A 19,167-nucleotide genomic window follows, 5' to 3' on the forward strand; every position below is an offset into this window, starting at 1 on the left:
AATTGTAGCTGCGTATCATGCGCGAAATTTTAATTAAACTGAGTAGCCCCTATGATCAATAAAAAATTACCCTTGCTAGATATTCATCGTCATTTAGATGGGAATGTACGCGCGCAAACCATATTAGATCTAGGTCGCCAGTTTAATATAGCTTTACCAGCAGATACTGTTGAGGCACTTATTCCTCATGTTCAGGTTATTGATCCTGAGCCAAACCTAATGGCATTTTTACAAAAGCTTGATTGGGGAGTTACGGTACTAGGTGATTACGATGCCTGTAGACGAATTGCGATAGAAAACATTGAAGATGCACAAGCGCAAGGCCTTGATTACGTAGAACTGCGTTTTAGCCCTTACTACATGGCACAAAGCCAAGGTTTACATCCTCAGGGCGTTGTTGAAGCCGTGGTCGATGGTATTAAAAGTGCAACAAAAGAGGCTGATATTAAAGCAAACTTAATTGGTATTTTGTCTCGTACTTACGGTGTTAAAACCTGTCAACACGAGCTGGATGCTTTACTTGCTTTTAAAAATGATTTGGTCGCGGTTGATTTAGCGGGTGACGAAATTGGTTACCCTGGCGAGCTGTTTGTTGATCACTTTAAACAAGTACGCGATGCATATTTAGCGGTTACTGTGCATGCTGGCGAGGCATTGGGTGCTGCAAGTATTTGGCAGGCATTAAACGAGCTTGGCGCAAGCAGAATAGGGCATGGCGTTAAAGCGATTGAAGACTCAACGCTAATGGATTATTTACGAGATAATCGTATTGGTATTGAATCGTGCTTAACCAGCAATATTCAAACCAGCACAGTGAATGACTTAACTAAGCATCCGCTTAAACAGTTTTTAGATCATGGCATTTTGGCCAGCATTAATACCGATGATCCGGCTGTTGAAGGGATTGAAATTGAGTACGAATACGTAACTGCAGCGCCACAAGCTGGTTTATCGCAAGCTGATATGGAAAAAGCGCAAGCCAATGCACTTGAAATTGCGTATTTAAGTGATGCAGATAAACAGGCACTCAAAACCAAAGTCGCACAGCGTTAATCACCTGTACTATTAAAAAATGCCACTGTTTACAGTGGCATTTTTGTTTATATGTGAGTTTTACAGCTAACGTAATTATCATAAAGTGCTTTTAAAATATCGGCACGGCTGATCATGCCAACTACAACGTCACCATCAACCACGGGATAATTCTTTGGCTTACCAGGTTGCATTTGTTCTGCTAATTCCATGATATTGGTATCACCGCTGATCGTTACAACTTCTGTTTGCATCAACTGCGATACTTTTACCATACCGTCACAAAAATAACTGCTTTGCATTAGGGGTTTAAGTAGCTCTTGCTCAGAGATAAAACCGACTAAAAGCTTGTTATCGTCAAATACTGGGGCACCAAGCAATTTAAATTTTTGTAGTTCTGCAATGGCGGTCGTCATTTCTGTATTAGGGGTAATATGAGGCAACTTGTGTTGCATAAAATCTTTTACTTTTGTATTTAGCATTTAGGTTTCTCCCGCTGAATGTTCTATACAAAGTATGGTTTATAGATTGGATTTTAGGAAATTGTTTATGTTGATGAGTTTAATAGGTAATAACAATCATCGCAGCGGTAATGGCGGGTAATAAAAACAACGAAGGCACCTTAAGGTGCCTTAAAAATAATCTGCTATCTTTTACTTTATAAAAGCAAATGCATCTGCGTACATGTTTTCGCGAATGGCTCCGTGGCTAATAAAGTCATCGCGCACTATGCCTATCATGTCAAAACGACCTGCCATGTAAATATCATAAGGTTCAAGCGAGATGATATCTTGCATAACCGCTTTATGTACAAAGCCAGTGTGACCTTGCCAATTAGCTGACGGATTTTCTACCACAGGAATAAATTCGAAGTGCTTATGGCTATCTGCCCAAGCTTGCATTTCGGTGTGTGCATACAGCGCAGACTCTTCTTTAACACCCCAATAAAATAGCACTGGGCGCTGACAATTTATTTCAGCAAGGTGATCGGCCATTGATTTTGCGTAAGAGAAGCCTGTGCCGCCAGCAAGTAAAATAATGGGGCGCTCGCACTGCAAACGTAGTTGAGAAACACCTAAGCCCGCTTCAATAGTCACGGTTTGGTTATCATTGTGGGCACTACGAAGGTGCTCTAGCGATTGCATAGCATATGAGTCAGCAACTGAAGCACCAATGTGTAATTCTAAAGCATCCGTTTGTGAAGGGCGGCTTGCAATTGAAAACGCACGTTTATCTTTTTCACCTAAAACCAATTGTAAATATTGGCCAGCTTCAAATGTGACGGGTTGCTGCGGCTTTAAAATAACTTTATGAACAAATTCTGTTAGTGGACTGATAGAGACAACGTCAGCGTGTAATGTTTGCATGTTTTACCTTAAATTAGCGGATACGCACTTTATTTGAGCAATAGTAGCATATCCGCAGGGTGAGTTTATAGCCTAGACCAAAGTCGTTAAATAATACCTAGGCTATCCCAAAGTTCATCAACGCGATCTTTAGTGGCTTGATCCATAACAATAGGTTCGCCCCACTCACGGGTTGTTTCGCCAGGCCATTTGTTGGTTGCATCCATGCCCATTTTTGATCCAAGGCCAGAGACAGGCGATGCAAAGTCTAAATAGTCTATTGGCGTGTTTTCAATTAACGTGGTGTCGCGCGCAGGATCCATACGGGTGGTAATAGCCCATATTACATCGTTCCAATCTCGGGCGTTAATGTCATCGTCGCAGACAATAACAAATTTAGTGTACATAAACTGTCGTAGGAATGACCAAACCCCCATCATTACGCGCTTGGCGTGCCCGGGGTATTGTTTTTTCATCGTAACCACGGCCATACGGTACGAGCAGCCTTCTGGCGGTAAATAAAAATCAACGATTTCTGGAAACTGTTTTTGTAAAATTGGCACAAATACTTCGTTTAAAGCCACCCCTAAAATAGCTGGCTCATCAGGCGGACGACCCGTAAAGGTACTGTGATAAATAGGGTCTTTACGATGAGTAATATGAGTGACTGTCATAACGGGAAAGTCATCGACTTCATTATAGTAACCCGTATGGTCGCCATAAGGGCCTTCAGGTGCCATTTCACCTGGCATAATATGCCCTTCAAGCACGATTTCTGCGCTGGCCGGTACTTGTAAATCATTCGAAATAGACTTAACCACTTCCGTTTTACTGCCACGCAATAAACCGGCAAAAGCATATTCGCTTAATGTATCGGGGACCGGAGTAACCGCCCCTAAAATTGTGGCAGGATCAGCCCCTAATGCCACTGATACCGGATACGGCTCACCAGGATGTTCTTTGCACCACTCTTGAAAATCAAGCGCGCCACCACGATGAGATAACCAACGCATAATAATTTTATTTTTGCCAAGTAACTGCTGGCGATAAATCCCTAAATTTTGACGCTTTTTATAAGGCCCTTTGGTAACGGTTAAACCCCAAGTAATTAAAGGCGCAGCATCACCAGGCCAGCAATGCTGAATAGGAAGCTTGGTTAAATCAACATCGTCACCTTGTAAAATAACTTGTTGGCAGGGCGCTTTTTTTACTTCTTTGGCTGGCATATTAAGGACTTGCTTAAATACCGGAATTTGTCCAAGGGCTTCTTTAATGCCTTTCGGTGGCTCTGGCTCTTTTAAAAATGCCAATAACTTACCAACTTCTCGTAATTCACTGACATCTTCTTGGCCCATACCCATTGCTACACGCTTAGGTGTACCAAATAAGTTAGCTAGAACAGGCATGTCATACCCTTTCGGGTTTTCAAATAATAAAGCGGGGCCTTTAGCACGCAGTGTGCGATCGGCAATTTCGGTCATCTCAAGATACGGGTCGATTTCTTGGCTGATGCGTTTTAATTCGCCTCGTTTTTCAAGTAAATCGATAAAATCGCGTAGATCTTTGTATTTCATTGTGGGCCGTTACTTAGCAAAAAGTTAAAAGTATTATACCCAGTTCATGCAAGCCAAGTCATTACTTGCACTTAAAACTTAAAGCGCTCTACCGCGCCTTTTAAAGAGTGTGCAAGTTGATTAACATCTTCACTTTCGCTTGCTAGGGTCGTCGCATTGTCGGCATTTAAGGTGGCATGATCGGTTACCTTAGCCATTATTTGTTGGATATCAGTGCTGTTTGCAAGTTGTTCATGCGATGCATGGGCAATGTCTTTGCTCATTGCATTGACCGATACTAACGTGCTTTTGATACGCTCAACGGCTGCATTTAGTTCAGTACTGTTTTCAACACAATGTTTGGCTTGTTGTTGACCATCATTTATTTCAGCTTGGGTAGTCTGAGTATGTTGTTGCAGTGTGTTGATCATGGTGGTTATTTCGCTAGTGGAGCTTTGTGTACGTGCTGCAAGCGAACGCACTTCATCGGCCACTACGGCAAATCCTCGACCATGTTCACCGGCTCTTGCTGCTTCAATGGCCGCATTAAGCGCTAGCAAATTGGTTTGCTCTGCAATACTGCTAATCGTATCAACAATAGCGCCAATCAGTTGGGTGTATTGTGCAAGCTCCTCGGTGCTGCTGACGGCTTTATCTAAGCGGCTTAAAAGAGATTCAATACTTTGGCTATTGTTGTTTGCAATGTCATTGACATCATTTGCAAATTGCGAGGCATTCGTTATTTCATTTGAGGTACTCTGCGCTTGTTCGTAAACGGCTTGTGAGCTTTGTAGCATACGTTGCGCTAATGAGGTTGCTTGTGCGCTGCGTTCCAGCTGTTGCTTAGCAACGATGGTCATTTGTTGCCCTTTTTCACTGGTTTGAATGGCTGAATTATCGAGTTCGTAGGCGTCGTTACTGATCCCTTTTATTAGGTGAGTTAAATCATCACAAAGCTTATTGGTATTATGCAGTAGGGTACCAAATTCGTCTTTACTTAGAGGATTACTACGCTGTGAAAAGTCACCTGAGGCTATGCGTGCGAGTTCTTTATTCACCTTTTTAAGTGGTTTTAGCATGGCGTTCGTAGTAAACACTGAAATAATAACCAGCAAAACAATTAAAACAAAAGCAATAATAATAACTGAGCTAGAGCCGGTATTGATTGCTGACTTAGCGCTCTCTTGCAGGGAGTCAAAGCGCGTATCTGCAAGTTTATTAAGCTCAATTAGCTGATTTTCTATAATGATAAAGGCATGTTGAAAACTTTCAAACCGCTGATCAACCTTGTCTTTGCTATTGAGTACAGTGTTCTGCAATGCATACAGCCCATCAGGATTATTTAATAGGCTGCTTAAATCGTTAAACGCCGCTATTAACTCATTGGCGTTGAGCTTATTTGCAATAGGAGAGGCTTGTTGCTCTAAATAACTAAGATTAGATTGAATATTATCGAGTAAAAAAGAAGTGTCTTGTTGGTGGGCATTGATATCTTCTGGGGTGGTTACTTGCCCGATGCCTTTGACATTATTGTTTAGAGTAAACAATAAATCATCAATTCGAGTCGCTGTGCCAAAGACTGCATTTAAAAGCGATTGCTGGTTGCTTGCTACGTTTATAAGCTCTATATCAAGTAATTGGTTACTCAGATCGCGAAGCTGTTCATTAAAGGTAACTGTCAGTGCTGCGGCGGTACTTTGCGCCTTAAAGCGTTGCTCTTTTGCTGCAAGCATGTCGTTGCTTATTGTATTTAGTTTAGTGAAGTCATTATGAATAGTAACAAGTAATCTTTGCATACTTTGTTGCTGGGCAACTTGCGCTTTTAGCGTCTCTAATTTATTAAAAAACTGTGTTTGCTCTGCGTGTGCCTGCTTTTTATTTTGCAGTAGTAAATCAAGTTTAGTTTGGCTGTAAGCAATGGCATTAAATTTAGTAATTGAAAGTAGCGATAAACGCAGGTCTTTACTTGCTTGCTGTACCGGAACCGCTAACGTTTCTATGCGCGAGTTAGTGGTACTGATTTGATGGAGTGACCAGTAAAAAAATATGCAGCTGGTGAGCATTAATAGGCCAATAGCTGAAAAGGCTAAAATTATTTTATGTTTTATAGCGATAGAATGCATAACTTTATCAACAATATTAAGACTTTTGTTAGTGTAGCAAGTTTTTTAATATGTTGTTAGTTAATGGTTAATTGCTTATGCATTGATATTTTTTACCGTCAATTATTAGCATAGCTTGCTCGCCCTTACTCCAAAACAGTACCTTGGTATTAATATATTTGCTACCAGAAGCACTCACCTCATGAGTTAATAAATAATCATGCTTATTAAAGCGGAGCGTTGCCTGTTTGTTGCTAATAATATCCAGTTGTGCAGCGATGTTATCGCACATGTAGTTTGTTGTAATGGGTTGCTCATTGCATGCAACCAGGGCTATTAAAGCAATAGTAATGGCGTAGTGTTTCATTAGGCTGTGTTTTACTTATTTAGTCGCTTGGTTAATTAAGAGCTTAGCAAAGCTAAATTAACCGTTGGTGAAAATAAGGCTTTACGTTATGTTTAAGCTCTTATTTTTAGCTAGCGAATATCATGGCTGGCACTAACCTCTTAACATTACTTGATGATATAACGACCTTACTTGATGATATTGCGACTATGAGTAAAGTTGCGACTAAAAAAACGGCAGGGGTACTGGGTGATGACTTGGCGCTCAATGCGCAGCAAGTTACGGGGGGGGCTGCCGGTAGTATGGGCGGTGTCAAAAGGCTCGTTTTTAAATAAAGCGATATCAGTCCCTGTTGCGTTATTAATTAGTGTGTGGCTGCCTTGGCTAATTACGCCACTTTTAATGATGGGTGGTTTATTTTTATGTTTTGAAGGCGCTGAAAAAGTATTTGCTCGCTTTTTACCTCACCATGAGGAAACGATAGATGATGATGAAAAGTTAGATTTAGTTGAATATGAAAGGCAAAAAGTAAAAGGCGCTATTCGTACTGACTTTATTCTTTCTGCTGAAATTATTGTAATTATCTTAGGGACTGTGGCTGGGGCTACGTTAATGAATCAAGCACTGGTGCTAAGTGTTATTGCCATCATCATGACAATTGGTGTTTATGGACTGGTAGCTGGAATTGTAAAACTTGATGATGCAGGATTGTATTTACTTAACCAATCAAAACTCTCTGCGAATAAATTTAAAGAATTACTGGGTAGAGGCCTGCTGGCTTCAGCCCCCAGACTTATGTAGTTTTTAGCGTTTGCAGGAACTGTTGCGATGTTTTTAGTTGGCGGTGGAATTTTAGTGCATGGTGTTGAGTTACTGCATCATACGCAGATTGATATCACACATTACGCCCAGTCAACTTTAGGTGGGGTAGGTGAGATGCTAGCCCCTTTAGTATTTGATGGCTTACTTGGTGTGGTTGCGGGTTTGGTTATTGTTATTATGCATGTAACCTATACTAAGCTCTTTAAAACCCATAATAGCGCGGCGTAATCGCGCTACTTTACATTATTCACATTGTGCACTTTTACATAATTGCTCAAGCTCGTGTTTAGCTTTGCTATTTCCTTGAGCAATGGCTTTTTTGTACCAATAAATAGCTTGCGGGACGTTTTTCTCTGTACCTTGCCCATCACGATACATTTGCGCCAGATTTAGTTGCCCCCATTGAGAACCTGTTTGCGCTGCAAGAGTAAAGCTTTCTAGCGCCTCATCGTATTGCCCATCCTTGTGGTACATAATTCCTTGTTGATTGTTTTTATCGAGCTTTACTCCTTTATATAAAGGTTTTGGCTGTGGCGGAAACATCACAAAACCTCCATATAAACTATTTGCATAGGGGCGCAGCACGTCGAATATAATGCCATCCTTGTATAAGCGTTTTATTTCATTACGAGGTAGGGTGATGGTTTTAGATGAAAAGTAATCTCTTTGCACTAATAAACTGGCACGCATCGCAGTGGTTATAGCTCTGCTGCGCTTGTAGCTATAATTACTCACTTGAAACGTTATAAATTGCTGATCAAAGCTCAGCACTTGCGCTACTTTTAAATTAGTCAGTGTCCACGGTTCATGAGTGAATTTATCGGCCTTTACTAAATAAGTATCGTAGGCTTTGGGGTTGGTTAAATAGCTTTGTTTTAGCGCCTCAGTATCAAGATGTTTTTGGTAAAAAAATAACCATACCCACAGTAATAAAACTAATCCAATACAGTATTTGGGTAGGCTTAGCATTTCGAACAGGGGTAAGTTTTTAATACTTATAGGCTCATAATGTCCACATTGAAAGCATTCGCGTTTATAGCTTAATTTTAGTGGAAATACAGGAAGAATAGTAAAGCGTAAAAAGCGGCTTTGGTTAACTAAGTGATAGCTGTTACTTTTGCAATTAGGGCAGCACTGTACTTGTGTAAAATGAGGAAAAGATTGACTGGTATTGAAAAGCAGCATGAAAATACGCTCCCTGTTTTAATTCTTTTTAAGTTAAAACAATGAGCGTATTAGTTAAAGCAGCAAACTGTAAGTAATTATGTCAGTTACTCTTTAGTGCGTGCTTTTGGTTTAATGGTCGTTTTAGCGTCGGCGGCCATTAACGCAAATACAGCATAAGCAGCGGTGTTTTAACGAAGGTGGCCCATGCTAACTGAGCGCATCATGCAGATAGCGGCGATTTTTTAGCCGCTGCAATTGCTCCCTTAGCATGCGCTTTTTCCGCGGAGCCATAACCACTGCCGTCAATATTACGGCTCATACGGTAATTAATATAGGTAATTTTACCTTTTAAGCTATTAGCCGGTGCGGCTTTTAATTCGTCAAGGGTTTCAAATAAGACGACGGATGCACCGTTCCCCTCTTTTGGTGTACTAATGCTGTTACCAAGTACTGTTAAATGTAGAGGTTGCTCGCTTGACGTGAGTATTTTTCCGCTTTCGCTATAGCGACGCGATTCAGGGAAGGTTGCTTCTTCTAATCAGACTTGTTCAAAACCCTATTTATGAAACTTTACTTTTTCCTAAGTAACGGTTTTTTATCGTTTTTGGTACCAGATAGGCGCGGTCTTATTTCAGTGGTCAGTGATTCTATTAATTAATAACTTAAATCACTTTTAAGGGCCGTGGCGTTCACCTTATCTACTTGTTGTAGCTGTTTTGCAGTGAATGCACTGTTGTTGGTGCTTACGTCATTGTAATAACAGTGACTGATTGTGCGTTGTTAATGGTTGCTAATTGTTAATTCTGCTATTATTAGCCGCATATTTATTGAGACTTTTCTCAAGTTATTTTTTTGCTATGGAATTTACTGTGACTGCAACTGCTTTTTCATCGTTGGCCTTACCTTCTGGGTTAGTTGATAATTTATCAACACTCGGCTACACCCAAATGACTCCTGTACAGGCACAAAGCCTGCCTCCTGTTTTAAGTGGTAAAGATATTATTGCCCAAGCTAAAACAGGCTCAGGCAAAACAGCGGCATTTAGTTTAGGCGTTTTAGCTAAGCTAAATGTTAAACGCTTTCGTATTCAGTCGTTAGTGCTTTGCCCAACCCGTGAGCTTGCAGAGCAGGTGGCGGTTGAAATGCGCAAACTCGCACGCGGTATTCATAATATTAAAATTTTAACTTTGTGTGGCGGGGTATCAATTGGTCCTCAAATTGGCTCACTTGAACATGGTGCGCATATTATTGTAGGTACACCAGGGCGAGTTGACGACCATATTCGTAAAGGTACACTGCGTTTAGATGATGTCGAAACGCTAGTGCTTGATGAAGCCGATCAAATGCTTGATATGGGTTTTCAAGACACTCTCGATGCCATAATTGAGTGTATTCCAACAAATCGTCAAACATTGTTATTTAGCGCGACTTTTCCAAAATCAATCGAAGCCATTGCAAAGCGTGTTTTGAGCAACCCTGAAATGATTAAAGTAGAAGAGCAGCAAGAAAAAAGCACCATTAAGCAATACTTCTACAAAATGGATAATAATAAACAGCGTTATCCAACCCTTAAATTGCTGCTCCTTAAATTTACCCCGCAAAGTTGTGTGGTGTTTTGTAATACCAAGGTAGAAACACAGCAAGTATGTGATGATTTAGCCGATGAAGGCTTTAGTGCCGTTGCACTACATGGTGATTTAGAGCAGCGTGACCGTGAGCGTACACTGATTCATTTTGCCAATAAGAGTGCGTCTATTTTAGTGGCAACCGATGTAGCAGCACGCGGCTTAGATATTGATGATATGGACATGGTAATTAACTATCACTTAGCGCATGATCCACAAACGCATGTTCACCGTGTAGGGCGTACCGGGCGAGCGGGCAAAAAAGGCATTGCGTGTTCTATTTACGGTGACGCAGAGCAGTTTAAAGTAGCGCAAATAGGTGACCACTATGAGCGTGATTTTACCCCTGAGCCAATGCCATCTTATAACCTATTAGATAAGCCTCCATACAAACCTGAAATGGTGACATTGATGATAGATGCGGGTAAAAAGCAAAAAGTGCGCGCGGGTGATATCTTAGGGGCATTAACAGGTAAAGATGGTATAGCAGGGCGCCAAGTGGGTAAAATTAATGTACTTGATAACGTGGCTTTTGTCGCGGTAGAGCGTAACTCATCTAAACCCGCGTTACGTAAATTAACCGAAGGAAATATTAAAGGGCGTAAAATCCGTGCTCGTCGCCTGACGCGCTAGTTTTACGTTTTAAGATGAGCAGCTCGCCTTGAGTTGCTCATATTCCATTTTTAATTGTTTAAACACTTCATTATCACCCCCTTGTTTGTCTGGATGATGCTGAACGGCCAGCTGTCGCCAACGCTTTTGTATTGCTTTTAAGGTGATTGGTTGTACTAATTGCCAGCGAGCGATTAATTGCTGCTGTTGCAGAGCACTTAAAGGTACTTCATGTTGTTTAGGCTTACTGAAACGTTGCCAAAAGCTATCTAATAATGCGTTAATTTCTGCTGTTGATGTTTCAAAGTTTTGCCAGTTTAAGTAGTAGTCACGCAGCGGATCGTTTGTATCAAGTTGGTTTTGGCGAGGGTCGCTTACCAGCTCAATATGTAAACTTTTAATCAGTAGCTGCTGTTTTGGCATAACCTGCTGTTGAAGCTGATAAAGTGCATTCATAATTAAAAAATTACGTTTAAATAAATCACGCTCGGGATCAGCGGCTAAGGTATCAAGTAACCCACGTTCTTTTAATTCCGATGCTAAAGTATGAACCATCCACACTTTTTTATTGATTAATAGTTCAAAAATCTCATCTATCAGTGGGTTAAGCATTGTTTACAATCTATTAATTGGTGTATCTTGAACAAATTATCATACACCTATGTAACATTAAACCCCAAGGAGTGGGCGTGAATGCCTGTTTTATATTGGTCTAAATTAGATGTTTACATATTGTTTGGGTGTCATTTTATTATGGCTAGCAAGGATTAAAGGATATTTTTATGCTGACTCGGTTAAAGCGCATCTGCTTTATTGGTCTTTTGGTTGTACTAAGTGGTGCATCAAACGACGCTTTATCCAATGAGCAGACAAGTTTGTTTGAGCAGTTTAATCTTGCACAAACATGGTCTGAAAAGCATAGACTTGCAGTGGATATGCTATCGAACCCAGAGCTGGCAAGTATACAACGCATGACTATTTACAGTGATTTAGCTGAGCTGGCATTTGCGCAAAGCGATTTAGCTAACGCACTAAAGTATTTTAAATTACTTGAGACGAATAGTACGCAAAAAGAACAGCCAAAACTTTATTTTCGTGCAATCAAAATGCAAGGTGTTGTGCTTTATTATCAAGGGTTAGTACAACAAGCGGTGGTTGATTATAATCGCGCGTTAAATATAGCCATTACCCTTAAAAGTCCGATAAAGCAGGCAAATTTACTCAGCAATATTGGTCTTGCTTACTTTGACATGTATAACATGGAGTTAGCACTCGATTATTACCAGCAAGCCAAAGCTATTTATGAAAAAGAGGGCACTGCGCAAGATAAAGCCGATATATTACATAATATTGCTGGTATTTATATACGCCTCTCTCGATATGAGTCAGCGCTTGAGATGTATCGTGAGGTTTTAAAAGTTTTTCAAGAGCTTGGTGATGACGATGGCGTTGCACAGGTATATGGTAACATGGCCGTGGCTTACACTGAATCTAGGCAGTACCAGTTAGCATTACATTACAACCAATTAGCTTTGCGTTACTATCAAAGTATCAATAATGCATTTCAGCTTTCGACTAAGCACACTAATTTAGCCACCATCAACCTTAAATTAAACAAATTTGATGTTGCTCTTTATCATGCTATTGCAGGGCAAAAATTTGCAGTAGAGGCTGATAACAAGTCATTATTAGCGGCTGCCTTACATGTGTTATCGACTGTTCAATTTGTGCAAGGTGATACACAAAACGCTAAGCAAACCTCAGAACGCTCAATTGCGCTCGCCAAAGAATATAATAATGGTATGCGTATAAAAGATGGCTTAGGGGTAGAGGCACTAATTAATGCGAGTTTAGGGGATTATGAAAAAGCGTTAAGTTTGCACCAGCAATATGTAGATTATCAGCGTAATATTAATACTGAAGCTGCCTCAGAAGCGGTGAGTATCTTTCAAATTCAGTTTGAGTCAAATCAGCTCAATCAAGAAATTAAACAATTAAAACAGCAGCAATACCTTCAAGAGCTGCAAATAGCCAAACGTTCACAACTCACATTTTTATTGATGGTTGTTGCTATATTAATTTTAATTACCGTGATTGCTGTTTATAAACGTCGAACAGAAAAGCAAGCGACGTTAAAGCTAAGCGAGCAAGTGGAGCAGCGCACTAAAGAGCTACAAAGTGTGGCACAAGAGCTGCGTGAAGCCAACGAGGTAAAAAGTCAATTTTTAGCTAATATAAGCCATGAAATTAGAACACCATTAACTGCTATTTTGGGGCAAACCGACGATCTTATTAATGGCCTTTATAAACCTGAACAATTAAAAGATGAACTTAGGGTAATAGAACGCCAAAGTGCGCATTTAAAAAGCTTAATTAATGATGTACTTGATTTAAGTAAAATAGAAGCAAATCGACTAGAGCTGAATATTACCTGTTTTGATATAGTGCAATTAATCAATGATGTTCATGCAATGTTTTCTCCACAAACTAAAGCAAAAGGTTTGTCGTTTGTTTTAGAAAATCAATTGGGCAATACTTATTTTACCCGCCTAGATTTAACTCGAGTAAAGCAAATTCTTATTAACTTATGCGCCAATGCGATTAAGTTTACTCATAAAGGGCAAGTAACAATTACCGTTAGCCAAACAGAGCAAGGTTTGCTGTTCTTAATAAAAGATACCGGAATTGGTATGAGCTCCTCACAGCTTAAGCTTATTTTTGAATGTTTTAGTCAAGCAGATAACAGTATTAGTCGACGCTTTGGTGGAACAGGGTTAGGGTTGAGCTTATCACAGCAGTTGGCCGCGATGATGGGGGGTTATATCAGCGTTCAGAGTGAGCATAAAAAGGGCAGTGAGTTTTCGTTTTATTTACCTTGCATACAAGTTGAAGAACAAGTTTGCCTAGATGACCTAAATAGCAAGTTGAGTGAGGGCCCTCGATTATTATCTGGCAAGGTGTTGCTTGCAGAGGATCATAATGATAACCGCAAGCTGATCAGTCGATATCTACACTCCCTTGGCCTAGAAGTGATTGCCGTTGAAAATGGCGAGCAAGCAGTCGAGCAGAGTTTAAAGTTATATCCTGATTTAGTACTTTTGGATATTCAAATGCCGGTTATGGATGGTATTTCTGCGTTTGAACTACTAAAACAATGCGGTTATGAGCAGCCTATTTTAGCATTAACGGCCAATGCCATGAGCCATGAAATAGATCACTACTTATCACTTGGCTTTAGCGATTACTTAGCCAAACCGATAGATAAAGAATCTTTTTACGCTATCTTATCTAAATATTTAAGCCCAGCAAGTGGGAATTCATCGACAGAAAATACCCATGTTGATATGAGTGACTTAGTAACGAGTTTTAAACAAAGCCTAGTCGCAGAAAGTGAGCTTATTGAGCAGCACTTCAAAAATGAGGATTATAAGGCGTTGCAAAAAGATAGCCACCGAGTTTTAGGAGCGGCACAGATGTTTGAGTTTAAAGAGATTGCATTAGCTGCAAAAGCACTGGACGATGAATTACTTCAGCCACAAATCAATACGCAGAGGCTAACAACACTAGTAAATAACTTACAGGTACTGTTTAAACAGTACGGTTAAGGTATGTGCAGTTATACTAATCCGCATTTATACTTAATCATTTTGAGAGGCTAAACCTGACGCTAGATACGTTAAAAATTACTCATGTAGAACAATTAAATAACGAAATTTTTGCCTTGTTATCGACAAGGTTTTTTACCTCAAAATAGACTACTTAATTAAGCGAATTGGTATTAAACAAAAAAGACACCATTTGGTGTCTTTTTTTTAAAAACGTTTATTTAACCAGCGTTCAGGTTACTGACGTTTCATCGAATCAAAAAACTCATCGTTGGTTTTACTCATTGATAGTTTATCGATTAAAAATTCCATGGCATCAATTTCTGACATGTCATGGACTATCTTACGTAAAATCCACAGCTTTTGTAGCTCATCAGGCTTAGTAAGTAATTCTTCACGACGCGTACCTGAGCGGTTAAAGTCGATAGCAGGGAATACACGTTTTTCCGCAATTTTACGGTTAAGGTGTAGCTCCATATTACCTGTACCTTTAAACTCTTCGTAGATAACTTCATCCATTTTAGAGCCGGTATCAATAAGCGCTGTTGCAATAATTGTTAAGCTACCACCTTCTTCCACGTTACGAGCAGCACCAAAGAAACGCTTAGGTTTGTGAAGTGCATTTGCATCTACACCACCGGTTAATACTTTACCAGATGATGGAATAACGGTGTTGTATGCACGTGCTAAACGTGTGATTGAATCAAGTAGAATCACCACGTCTTTTTTGTGTTCAACTAAACGTTTTGCTTTTTCGATAACCATTTCCGCAACTTGTACGTGACGAGATGCTGGCTCATCGAATGTTGATGCAATAACTTCGCCTTTTACTAGGCGTTGCATCTCAGTTACTTCTTCTGGGCGTTCATCAATAAGTAAAACCATCAATGTAACATCAGGGTGGTTATGGGTGATTGATTGTGCAATATTTTGTAGCAACATGGTTTTACCCGCTTTTGGCGGGGCTACTAATAAACCACGTTGGCCGCGGCCAATTGGTGAGGCCAAATCAAGAACTCGAGCAGTAATATCTTCTTTACTGCCGTTGCCACGTTCCATACGAAAACGTTCGTTTGCATGCAGTGGTGTCAGGTTTTCAAAAAGAATTTTAGTGCGAGAGTTTTCAGGTTTGTCAAAATTCACTTCGTTTACTTTAAGTAAAGCAAAGTAGCGTTCCCCATCTTTTGGCGGGCGAATAAGACCCGAAATAGAGTCGCCGGTACGCATACTAAAACGGCGAATTTGGCTTGGAGACACATAAATATCATCTGGGCCAGCTAAGTAAGAAGCTTCTGATGATCTTAAAAAGCCAAAACCATCTTGTAAAATTTCTAATACACCGCCACCGAAGATATTTTCTCCGCCTTTGGCGTGGGATTTAAGAATAGCAAAAATAATATCTTGCTTTCTTAAGCGGGCTACGTTTTCGAGCCCCATGGACTCAGCTAAGTTTACAAGCTCTTTAATGGACTTGTCTTTTAATTCGCGTAAATGCATATTGGTGGGTTCTTTATTACAGTTGTCATACTCAAAATCGCTTTATTAGAGCGTTGAGTGAGGTTTGTTGAATATAACTAAGGATTAGTTGGCTTTATAAACTAGCAGGTCATTACTGCAGCGTCCAGTACTTCTGCAAAATAAATATAAAAAAAAGGGCTGAGCGCCCTTTTTTTACATTTACACTTAGATATTGTTTTCTAAAAACTCAACTAATTGCGTTTTTGATAGTGCACCTACTTTAGTTGCAGCTACTTGGCCATCTTTGAAAAGTAGTAGTGTAGGGATACCACGAATACCAAATTTAGGTGGCGTACCTGCATTTTGGTCAATATTTAACTTAGTGATCGTTACACGGCCATCAAATTCATCAGCAACTTCGCTTAGAATTGGGGCGATCATTTTACAAGGTCCGCACCATTCAGCCCAAAAGTCTACTAGTACAGGTTTGTCTGATTGTAATACGTCAGCTTCAAAGCTATCGTCGGTAATTTGGATTATTTTCTCGCTCATTGCGCTCTCCGGTTTAGTTAGGCGAAATATTTAGTGCGTATTTAAACACTCTTGTTTCTTATTGCAAGTTTAAACGTTATGCTTAAACGCTATGACTAAGACACATTTGACCGATAAAAAGTTTTCAGACTTTGCTATTGCCCCGGAAGTGGTTGCCGGATTAACCGAAAGTGGGTTTGAATATTGCACACCCATTCAAGCTAAATGCCTACCTTTTATTTGTGAAGGGCGCGATATTGCGGGCCAAGCACAAACAGGTACGGGTAAAACGTTGGCGTTTTTAACTGCCACATGCCATCGGTTATTACAATCTAGCAAAGCACCTAGTAAACATCCAAGAGCCCTGATCATGGCCCCAACTCGGGAGCTTGCGATTCAGATCCACAAAGATGCTAAAATTTTAGCGCCGCACTGTAATCTTAACTTAGGTTTAGTATATGGTGGCGAAGATTACGAAAAACAACGTGCACAACTAGAAAAAGGCGTTGATATTTTAATTGGTACCACAGGTCGGCTTATCGACTTGTATAAGCAAGGCTGTTACACCCTCAATGAAATAGAGGTAGTCGTGCTTGATGAAGCCGATCGTATGTTCGATTTAGGCTTTATTAAAGATATTCGTTATATGTTTCGTCGTATGCCGGATACATCAGAGCGTTTAAACTTATTGTTCTCCGCTACATTGTCGTATCGTGTACAAGAGCTTGCATTTGAACACATGACAAACCCAGAGCATGTGCAAATAGAGCCAGATGTAAAAACCGGTAAACGTATTCAAGAAGAGCTATTTCATCCCTCACAAGAAGATAAAATTAAGCTGTTATTAACCTTGATTGAAGAAGAGTGGCCTGAAAAAGCAATTGTGTTCGCAAATACTAAACACAGCTGTGAAACCGTATATGCATGGTTAAAAGCAGATGGACATCGAGTGGGTATGCTCACCGGTGATGTAAATCAAAAGAAACGTCAATCAATTCTCGCGCAATTTAGTAAAGGCGAGCTAGACTTTTTAGTGGCTACTGATGTTGCAGCGCGTGGTTTACATATTCCAGAAGTAAGTCATGTCTTTAACTTTGATTTACCAGATGACTGCGAAGATTACGTTCACCGTATTGGTCGTACAGCTCGTGCAGGCGCTTCGGGTCATGCAATTAGCTTTGCGTGTGAGCAGTATGCTTATAACCTTCATGAAATTGAAGAGTACATCGAACACAGTATTCCTTTATCGCATTACGATAAAAGTGCATTGTTAGATGATTTAACTAAGCCGACTATCCATAGAAAGCGTAATTTTTCCACTGGTCCACGTAATCGTAGTAATAATAACGGACGTCGCCCAAATAATGGTTACCAAAAAGGACGGTCGTAACCGACCGTTAGTTTGATAGTATTGGTCAATAGAGGTTTTTGAACGGTGGGGCAACTTAAACCGCAAAAAAATGTATATGCAGTCATTGATTTGGGCTCAAATAGCTTTCATATGCTTATTGCCAAATCAGTGGCGGGTGGCTTGCAAACAATAGGTCGCGTCAAACGCAAAGTAAGACTCGCCGCTGGGCTTGATGATAATAATTTATTGAGTTTAGAGGCTATGCAACGGGGTTGGGAGTGTTTGGCCTTGTTTGCAGAACGTTTGCAAGATATTCCTTCGCAAAACATCACTATTGTTGCCACTGCAACACTTCGTTTGGCAACTAATGCCGATGATTTTAAGCTGCGTGCTGAAAAAATATTAGGGCATAAAGTTAATGTTATTAGTGGTGAGCTAGAAGCGCGAACTATTTATAAAGGGGTTGCGCATACCTCTTCATGTACTGGTAAACAGCTAGTTATTGATATTGGTGGCGCGAGTACTGAAGTAGTGATTGGCAAGGGCTTTGAAGCACAGCATTATAAAAGTCTTAACATAGGCTGTGTTACTTACCTCGAACGCTACTTTAAAGATTGCCAGTTAAATGAAGCAAACTTTAATACTGCTATTAATGCCGCGCGCAGTGTTATTGATAAAATAGCGCCTGAGTATAAAACGGCTGGTTGGCAACTCGCTTCCGGTGCGTCAGGTACAGTTCAAGCTATTCAAGAGATCATGGTGGCACAAAATTTAAATGAAATGCTCACTCTTGAAAAGTTATATACTATTAAACAACAATCTATTGCTTATAAAACGATTGCTGAACTCGACTTGCCAGGGTTAAGTGAAGAGCGACGTTTAGTGTTTGTATCTGGGCTGGCTATCTTAATTGCACTGTTTGAGTCACTAGAAATAGAACAAATGGGATTGGCTGGTGGCGCGCTTCGTGAAGGTGTTTTATATAGCATGCTACCGGAACTGCATAATAACGACATTCGTAAACGTACTATTGATGGTTTTATGAATCGTTATCATGTGGATCAAAAGCAAGCATCGCGAGTATCCGGCTTAGCTTTACAATTAGCTAGCGAGATTAATCACTATTGGCCGATAGAAGCATTAAGTGGATTACCGCTTTTAAATGCGGTGGCGCAACTTCATGAGATTGGTTTATTAATAGAGTACAAGCAATACCACAAACATACCGCTTACATTTTAGAAAATACCGATATGCCAGGTTTTTCGCAATCAGAACACAAAGTGATTGTTGCGATTGCCAACAGCCATCGTTCAGACCTTCAAAAAGGATGTTTAGATCATTTAGGTGCGCACAGTAACGTTGCAACGTATATCGTTCGACTATTACGTATTGCTGTTATTTTATCTATGCGCCGACAAGATGATGTTTTACCTAATTTTAAGATAACAGCTGAAAATGAAGAGTTAGCTATTCAATTTGAAAACGATTGGTTAAAAAACCACCCATTAATGGCAAGTGAGCTAAATCAAGAGATTAAGTATCAGAAAAAATGTGGTTGGAAACTTAAAGTAAACTAGTTAAAGCGCTCTTAACCACAGTTTTTAGTGGTTAAAATG

At 40.1% G+C, this 19,167-nt stretch carries 14 protein-coding genes and 2 pseudogenes; 6 read left to right on the forward strand and 10 right to left on the reverse strand.

The window, feature by feature from the left end; translation table 11 throughout:
- Nucleotides 1–51 precede the first annotated feature (51 nt).
- Nucleotides 52–1,053: an adenosine deaminase gene (gene add / locus KG708_RS16715; RefSeq protein WP_213611676.1), complete on the forward strand. Its 1,002-nt coding sequence runs from the start codon at nt 52–54 to the stop codon at nt 1,051–1,053.
- 47 nt (nt 1,054–1,100) lie between these two features.
- On the opposite strand, the gene KG708_RS16720 is transcribed toward add, so the two are convergent.
- The 5 genes from KG708_RS16720 to KG708_RS16740 all read right to left on the reverse strand — a co-directional run bounded on the left by KG708_RS16720 (nt 1,101) and on the right by KG708_RS16740 (nt 6,400).
- Nucleotides 1,101–1,514 carry a CBS domain-containing protein gene (locus tag KG708_RS16720; protein ID WP_213611679.1) on the reverse strand — a complete coding sequence of 138 codons (414 nt, stop codon included), beginning with the start codon at nt 1,512–1,514 and terminating at the stop codon, nt 1,101–1,103.
- 171 nt (nt 1,515–1,685) lie between these two features.
- Nucleotides 1,686–2,399 (reverse strand): NAD(P)H-flavin reductase, encoded by a 714-nt coding sequence (gene fre, locus KG708_RS16725; protein ID WP_213611681.1) that lies wholly within the window; start codon nt 2,397–2,399, stop codon nt 1,686–1,688.
- An 86-nt stretch (nt 2,400–2,485) separates the two neighbouring features.
- A complete protein-coding gene (gene ubiD, locus KG708_RS16730; RefSeq protein WP_213611683.1) occupies nt 2,486–3,952 on the reverse strand; it encodes a 4-hydroxy-3-polyprenylbenzoate decarboxylase in 1,467 nt (488 codons plus the stop codon).
- 71 nt (nt 3,953–4,023) lie between these two features.
- Nucleotides 4,024–6,054, reverse strand: coding sequence for a methyl-accepting chemotaxis protein (locus KG708_RS16735; protein WP_213611684.1), 2,031 nt, complete (start codon nt 6,052–6,054; stop codon nt 4,024–4,026).
- Between the two features lie 67 nt (nt 6,055–6,121).
- Entirely contained in the window at nt 6,122–6,400 is a 279-nt protein-coding gene (locus tag KG708_RS16740; protein ID WP_213611685.1) for an MliC family protein, read from the reverse strand.
- A 122-nt stretch (nt 6,401–6,522) separates the two neighbouring features.
- Here KG708_RS16740 and KG708_RS16745 point away from each other — a divergent pair.
- Nucleotides 6,523–7,429: pseudogene (locus KG708_RS16745) on the forward strand (DUF808 domain-containing protein).
- Nucleotides 7,430–7,444: 15 nt separating this feature from the next.
- Here the strand turns inward: KG708_RS16745 and KG708_RS16750 are convergent.
- Together KG708_RS16750 and KG708_RS17745 are read right to left on the reverse strand one after the other, a co-directional pair.
- Nucleotides 7,445–8,386, reverse strand: coding sequence for a tetratricopeptide repeat protein (locus KG708_RS16750; RefSeq protein ID WP_213611686.1), 942 nt, complete (start codon nt 8,384–8,386; stop codon nt 7,445–7,447).
- Nucleotides 8,387–8,559: 173 nt separating this feature from the next.
- Nucleotides 8,560–9,139: pseudogene (locus KG708_RS17745) on the reverse strand (peptidase M28 family protein); the annotation flags it as partial.
- A gap of 98 nt (nt 9,140–9,237) precedes the next feature.
- Between KG708_RS17745 and dbpA the strand changes: the two are divergent.
- Nucleotides 9,238–10,626 (forward strand): ATP-dependent RNA helicase DbpA, encoded by a 1,389-nt coding sequence (gene dbpA / locus KG708_RS16755; RefSeq protein ID WP_024601994.1) that lies wholly within the window; start codon nt 9,238–9,240, stop codon nt 10,624–10,626.
- A gap of 9 nt (nt 10,627–10,635) precedes the next feature.
- Here dbpA and KG708_RS16760 read toward each other — a convergent pair whose 3' ends face one another.
- Nucleotides 10,636–11,217 carry a DNA-J related domain-containing protein gene (locus KG708_RS16760; RefSeq protein WP_213611687.1) on the reverse strand — a complete coding sequence of 194 codons (582 nt, stop codon included), beginning with the start codon at nt 11,215–11,217 and terminating at the stop codon, nt 10,636–10,638.
- A gap of 170 nt (nt 11,218–11,387) precedes the next feature.
- Here KG708_RS16760 and KG708_RS16765 point away from each other — a divergent pair, with 170 nt between their 5' ends.
- On the forward strand, nt 11,388–14,210 hold the full coding sequence (locus KG708_RS16765) for a tetratricopeptide repeat protein (RefSeq protein WP_213611688.1): 2,823 nt from the start codon (nt 11,388–11,390) through the stop codon (nt 14,208–14,210).
- A 237-nt stretch (nt 14,211–14,447) separates the two neighbouring features.
- Here KG708_RS16765 and rho read toward each other — a convergent pair whose 3' ends face one another.
- A complete protein-coding gene (gene rho, locus KG708_RS16770) occupies nt 14,448–15,707 on the reverse strand; it encodes a transcription termination factor Rho (protein ID WP_013463749.1) in 1,260 nt (419 codons plus the stop codon).
- 186 nt (nt 15,708–15,893) lie between these two features.
- Nucleotides 15,894–16,220, reverse strand: coding sequence for a thioredoxin TrxA (gene trxA / locus KG708_RS16775; RefSeq protein WP_008109071.1), 327 nt, complete (start codon nt 16,218–16,220; stop codon nt 15,894–15,896).
- Between the two features lie 91 nt (nt 16,221–16,311).
- Here trxA and rhlB point away from each other — a divergent pair, with 91 nt between their 5' ends.
- Both rhlB and gppA read left to right on the forward strand, forming a co-directional pair.
- On the forward strand, nt 16,312–17,589 hold the full coding sequence (gene rhlB / locus KG708_RS16780; protein WP_010392673.1) for an ATP-dependent RNA helicase RhlB: 1,278 nt from the start codon (nt 16,312–16,314) through the stop codon (nt 17,587–17,589).
- Nucleotides 17,590–17,634: 45 nt separating this feature from the next.
- Nucleotides 17,635–19,128 (forward strand): guanosine-5'-triphosphate,3'-diphosphate diphosphatase, encoded by a 1,494-nt coding sequence (gene gppA / locus KG708_RS16785; RefSeq protein ID WP_213611689.1) that lies wholly within the window; start codon nt 17,635–17,637, stop codon nt 19,126–19,128.
- Nucleotides 19,129–19,167: the final 39 nt, after the last annotated feature.

Source organism: Pseudoalteromonas sp. (genome assembly GCF_018402495.1).
Lineage (GTDB): Bacteria > Pseudomonadota > Gammaproteobacteria > Enterobacterales > Alteromonadaceae > Pseudoalteromonas.

Excerpts from the sequence above, each read along its gene's own strand:
- KG708_RS16765 (WP_213611688.1), top strand. The coding sequence starts at position 11,388 with ATGCTGACTCGGTTAAAGCGCATCTGCTTTATTGGTCTTTTGGTTGTA.
- ubiD (WP_213611683.1), bottom strand. The coding sequence starts at position 3,952 with ATGAAATACAAAGATCTACGCGATTTTATCGATTTACTTGAAAAACGA.
- rho (WP_013463749.1), bottom strand. The coding sequence starts at position 15,707 with ATGCATTTACGCGAATTAAAAGACAAGTCCATTAAAGAGCTTGTAAAC.
- KG708_RS16760 (WP_213611687.1), bottom strand. The coding sequence starts at position 11,217 with ATGCTTAACCCACTGATAGATGAGATTTTTGAACTATTAATCAATAAA.
- fre (WP_213611681.1), bottom strand. The coding sequence starts at position 2,399 with ATGCAAACATTACACGCTGACGTTGTCTCTATCAGTCCACTAACAGAA.
- KG708_RS16735 (WP_213611684.1), bottom strand. The coding sequence starts at position 6,054 with ATGCATTCTATCGCTATAAAACATAAAATAATTTTAGCCTTTTCAGCT.
- trxA (WP_008109071.1), bottom strand. The coding sequence starts at position 16,220 with ATGAGCGAGAAAATAATCCAAATTACCGACGATAGCTTTGAAGCTGAC.
- KG708_RS16750 (WP_213611686.1), bottom strand. The coding sequence starts at position 8,386 with ATGCTGCTTTTCAATACCAGTCAATCTTTTCCTCATTTTACACAAGTA.
- KG708_RS16720 (WP_213611679.1), bottom strand. The coding sequence starts at position 1,514 with ATGCTAAATACAAAAGTAAAAGATTTTATGCAACACAAGTTGCCTCAT.
- add (WP_213611676.1), top strand. The coding sequence starts at position 52 with ATGATCAATAAAAAATTACCCTTGCTAGATATTCATCGTCATTTAGAT.
- KG708_RS16740 (WP_213611685.1), bottom strand. The coding sequence starts at position 6,400 with ATGAAACACTACGCCATTACTATTGCTTTAATAGCCCTGGTTGCATGC.
- rhlB (WP_010392673.1), top strand. The coding sequence starts at position 16,312 with ATGACTAAGACACATTTGACCGATAAAAAGTTTTCAGACTTTGCTATT.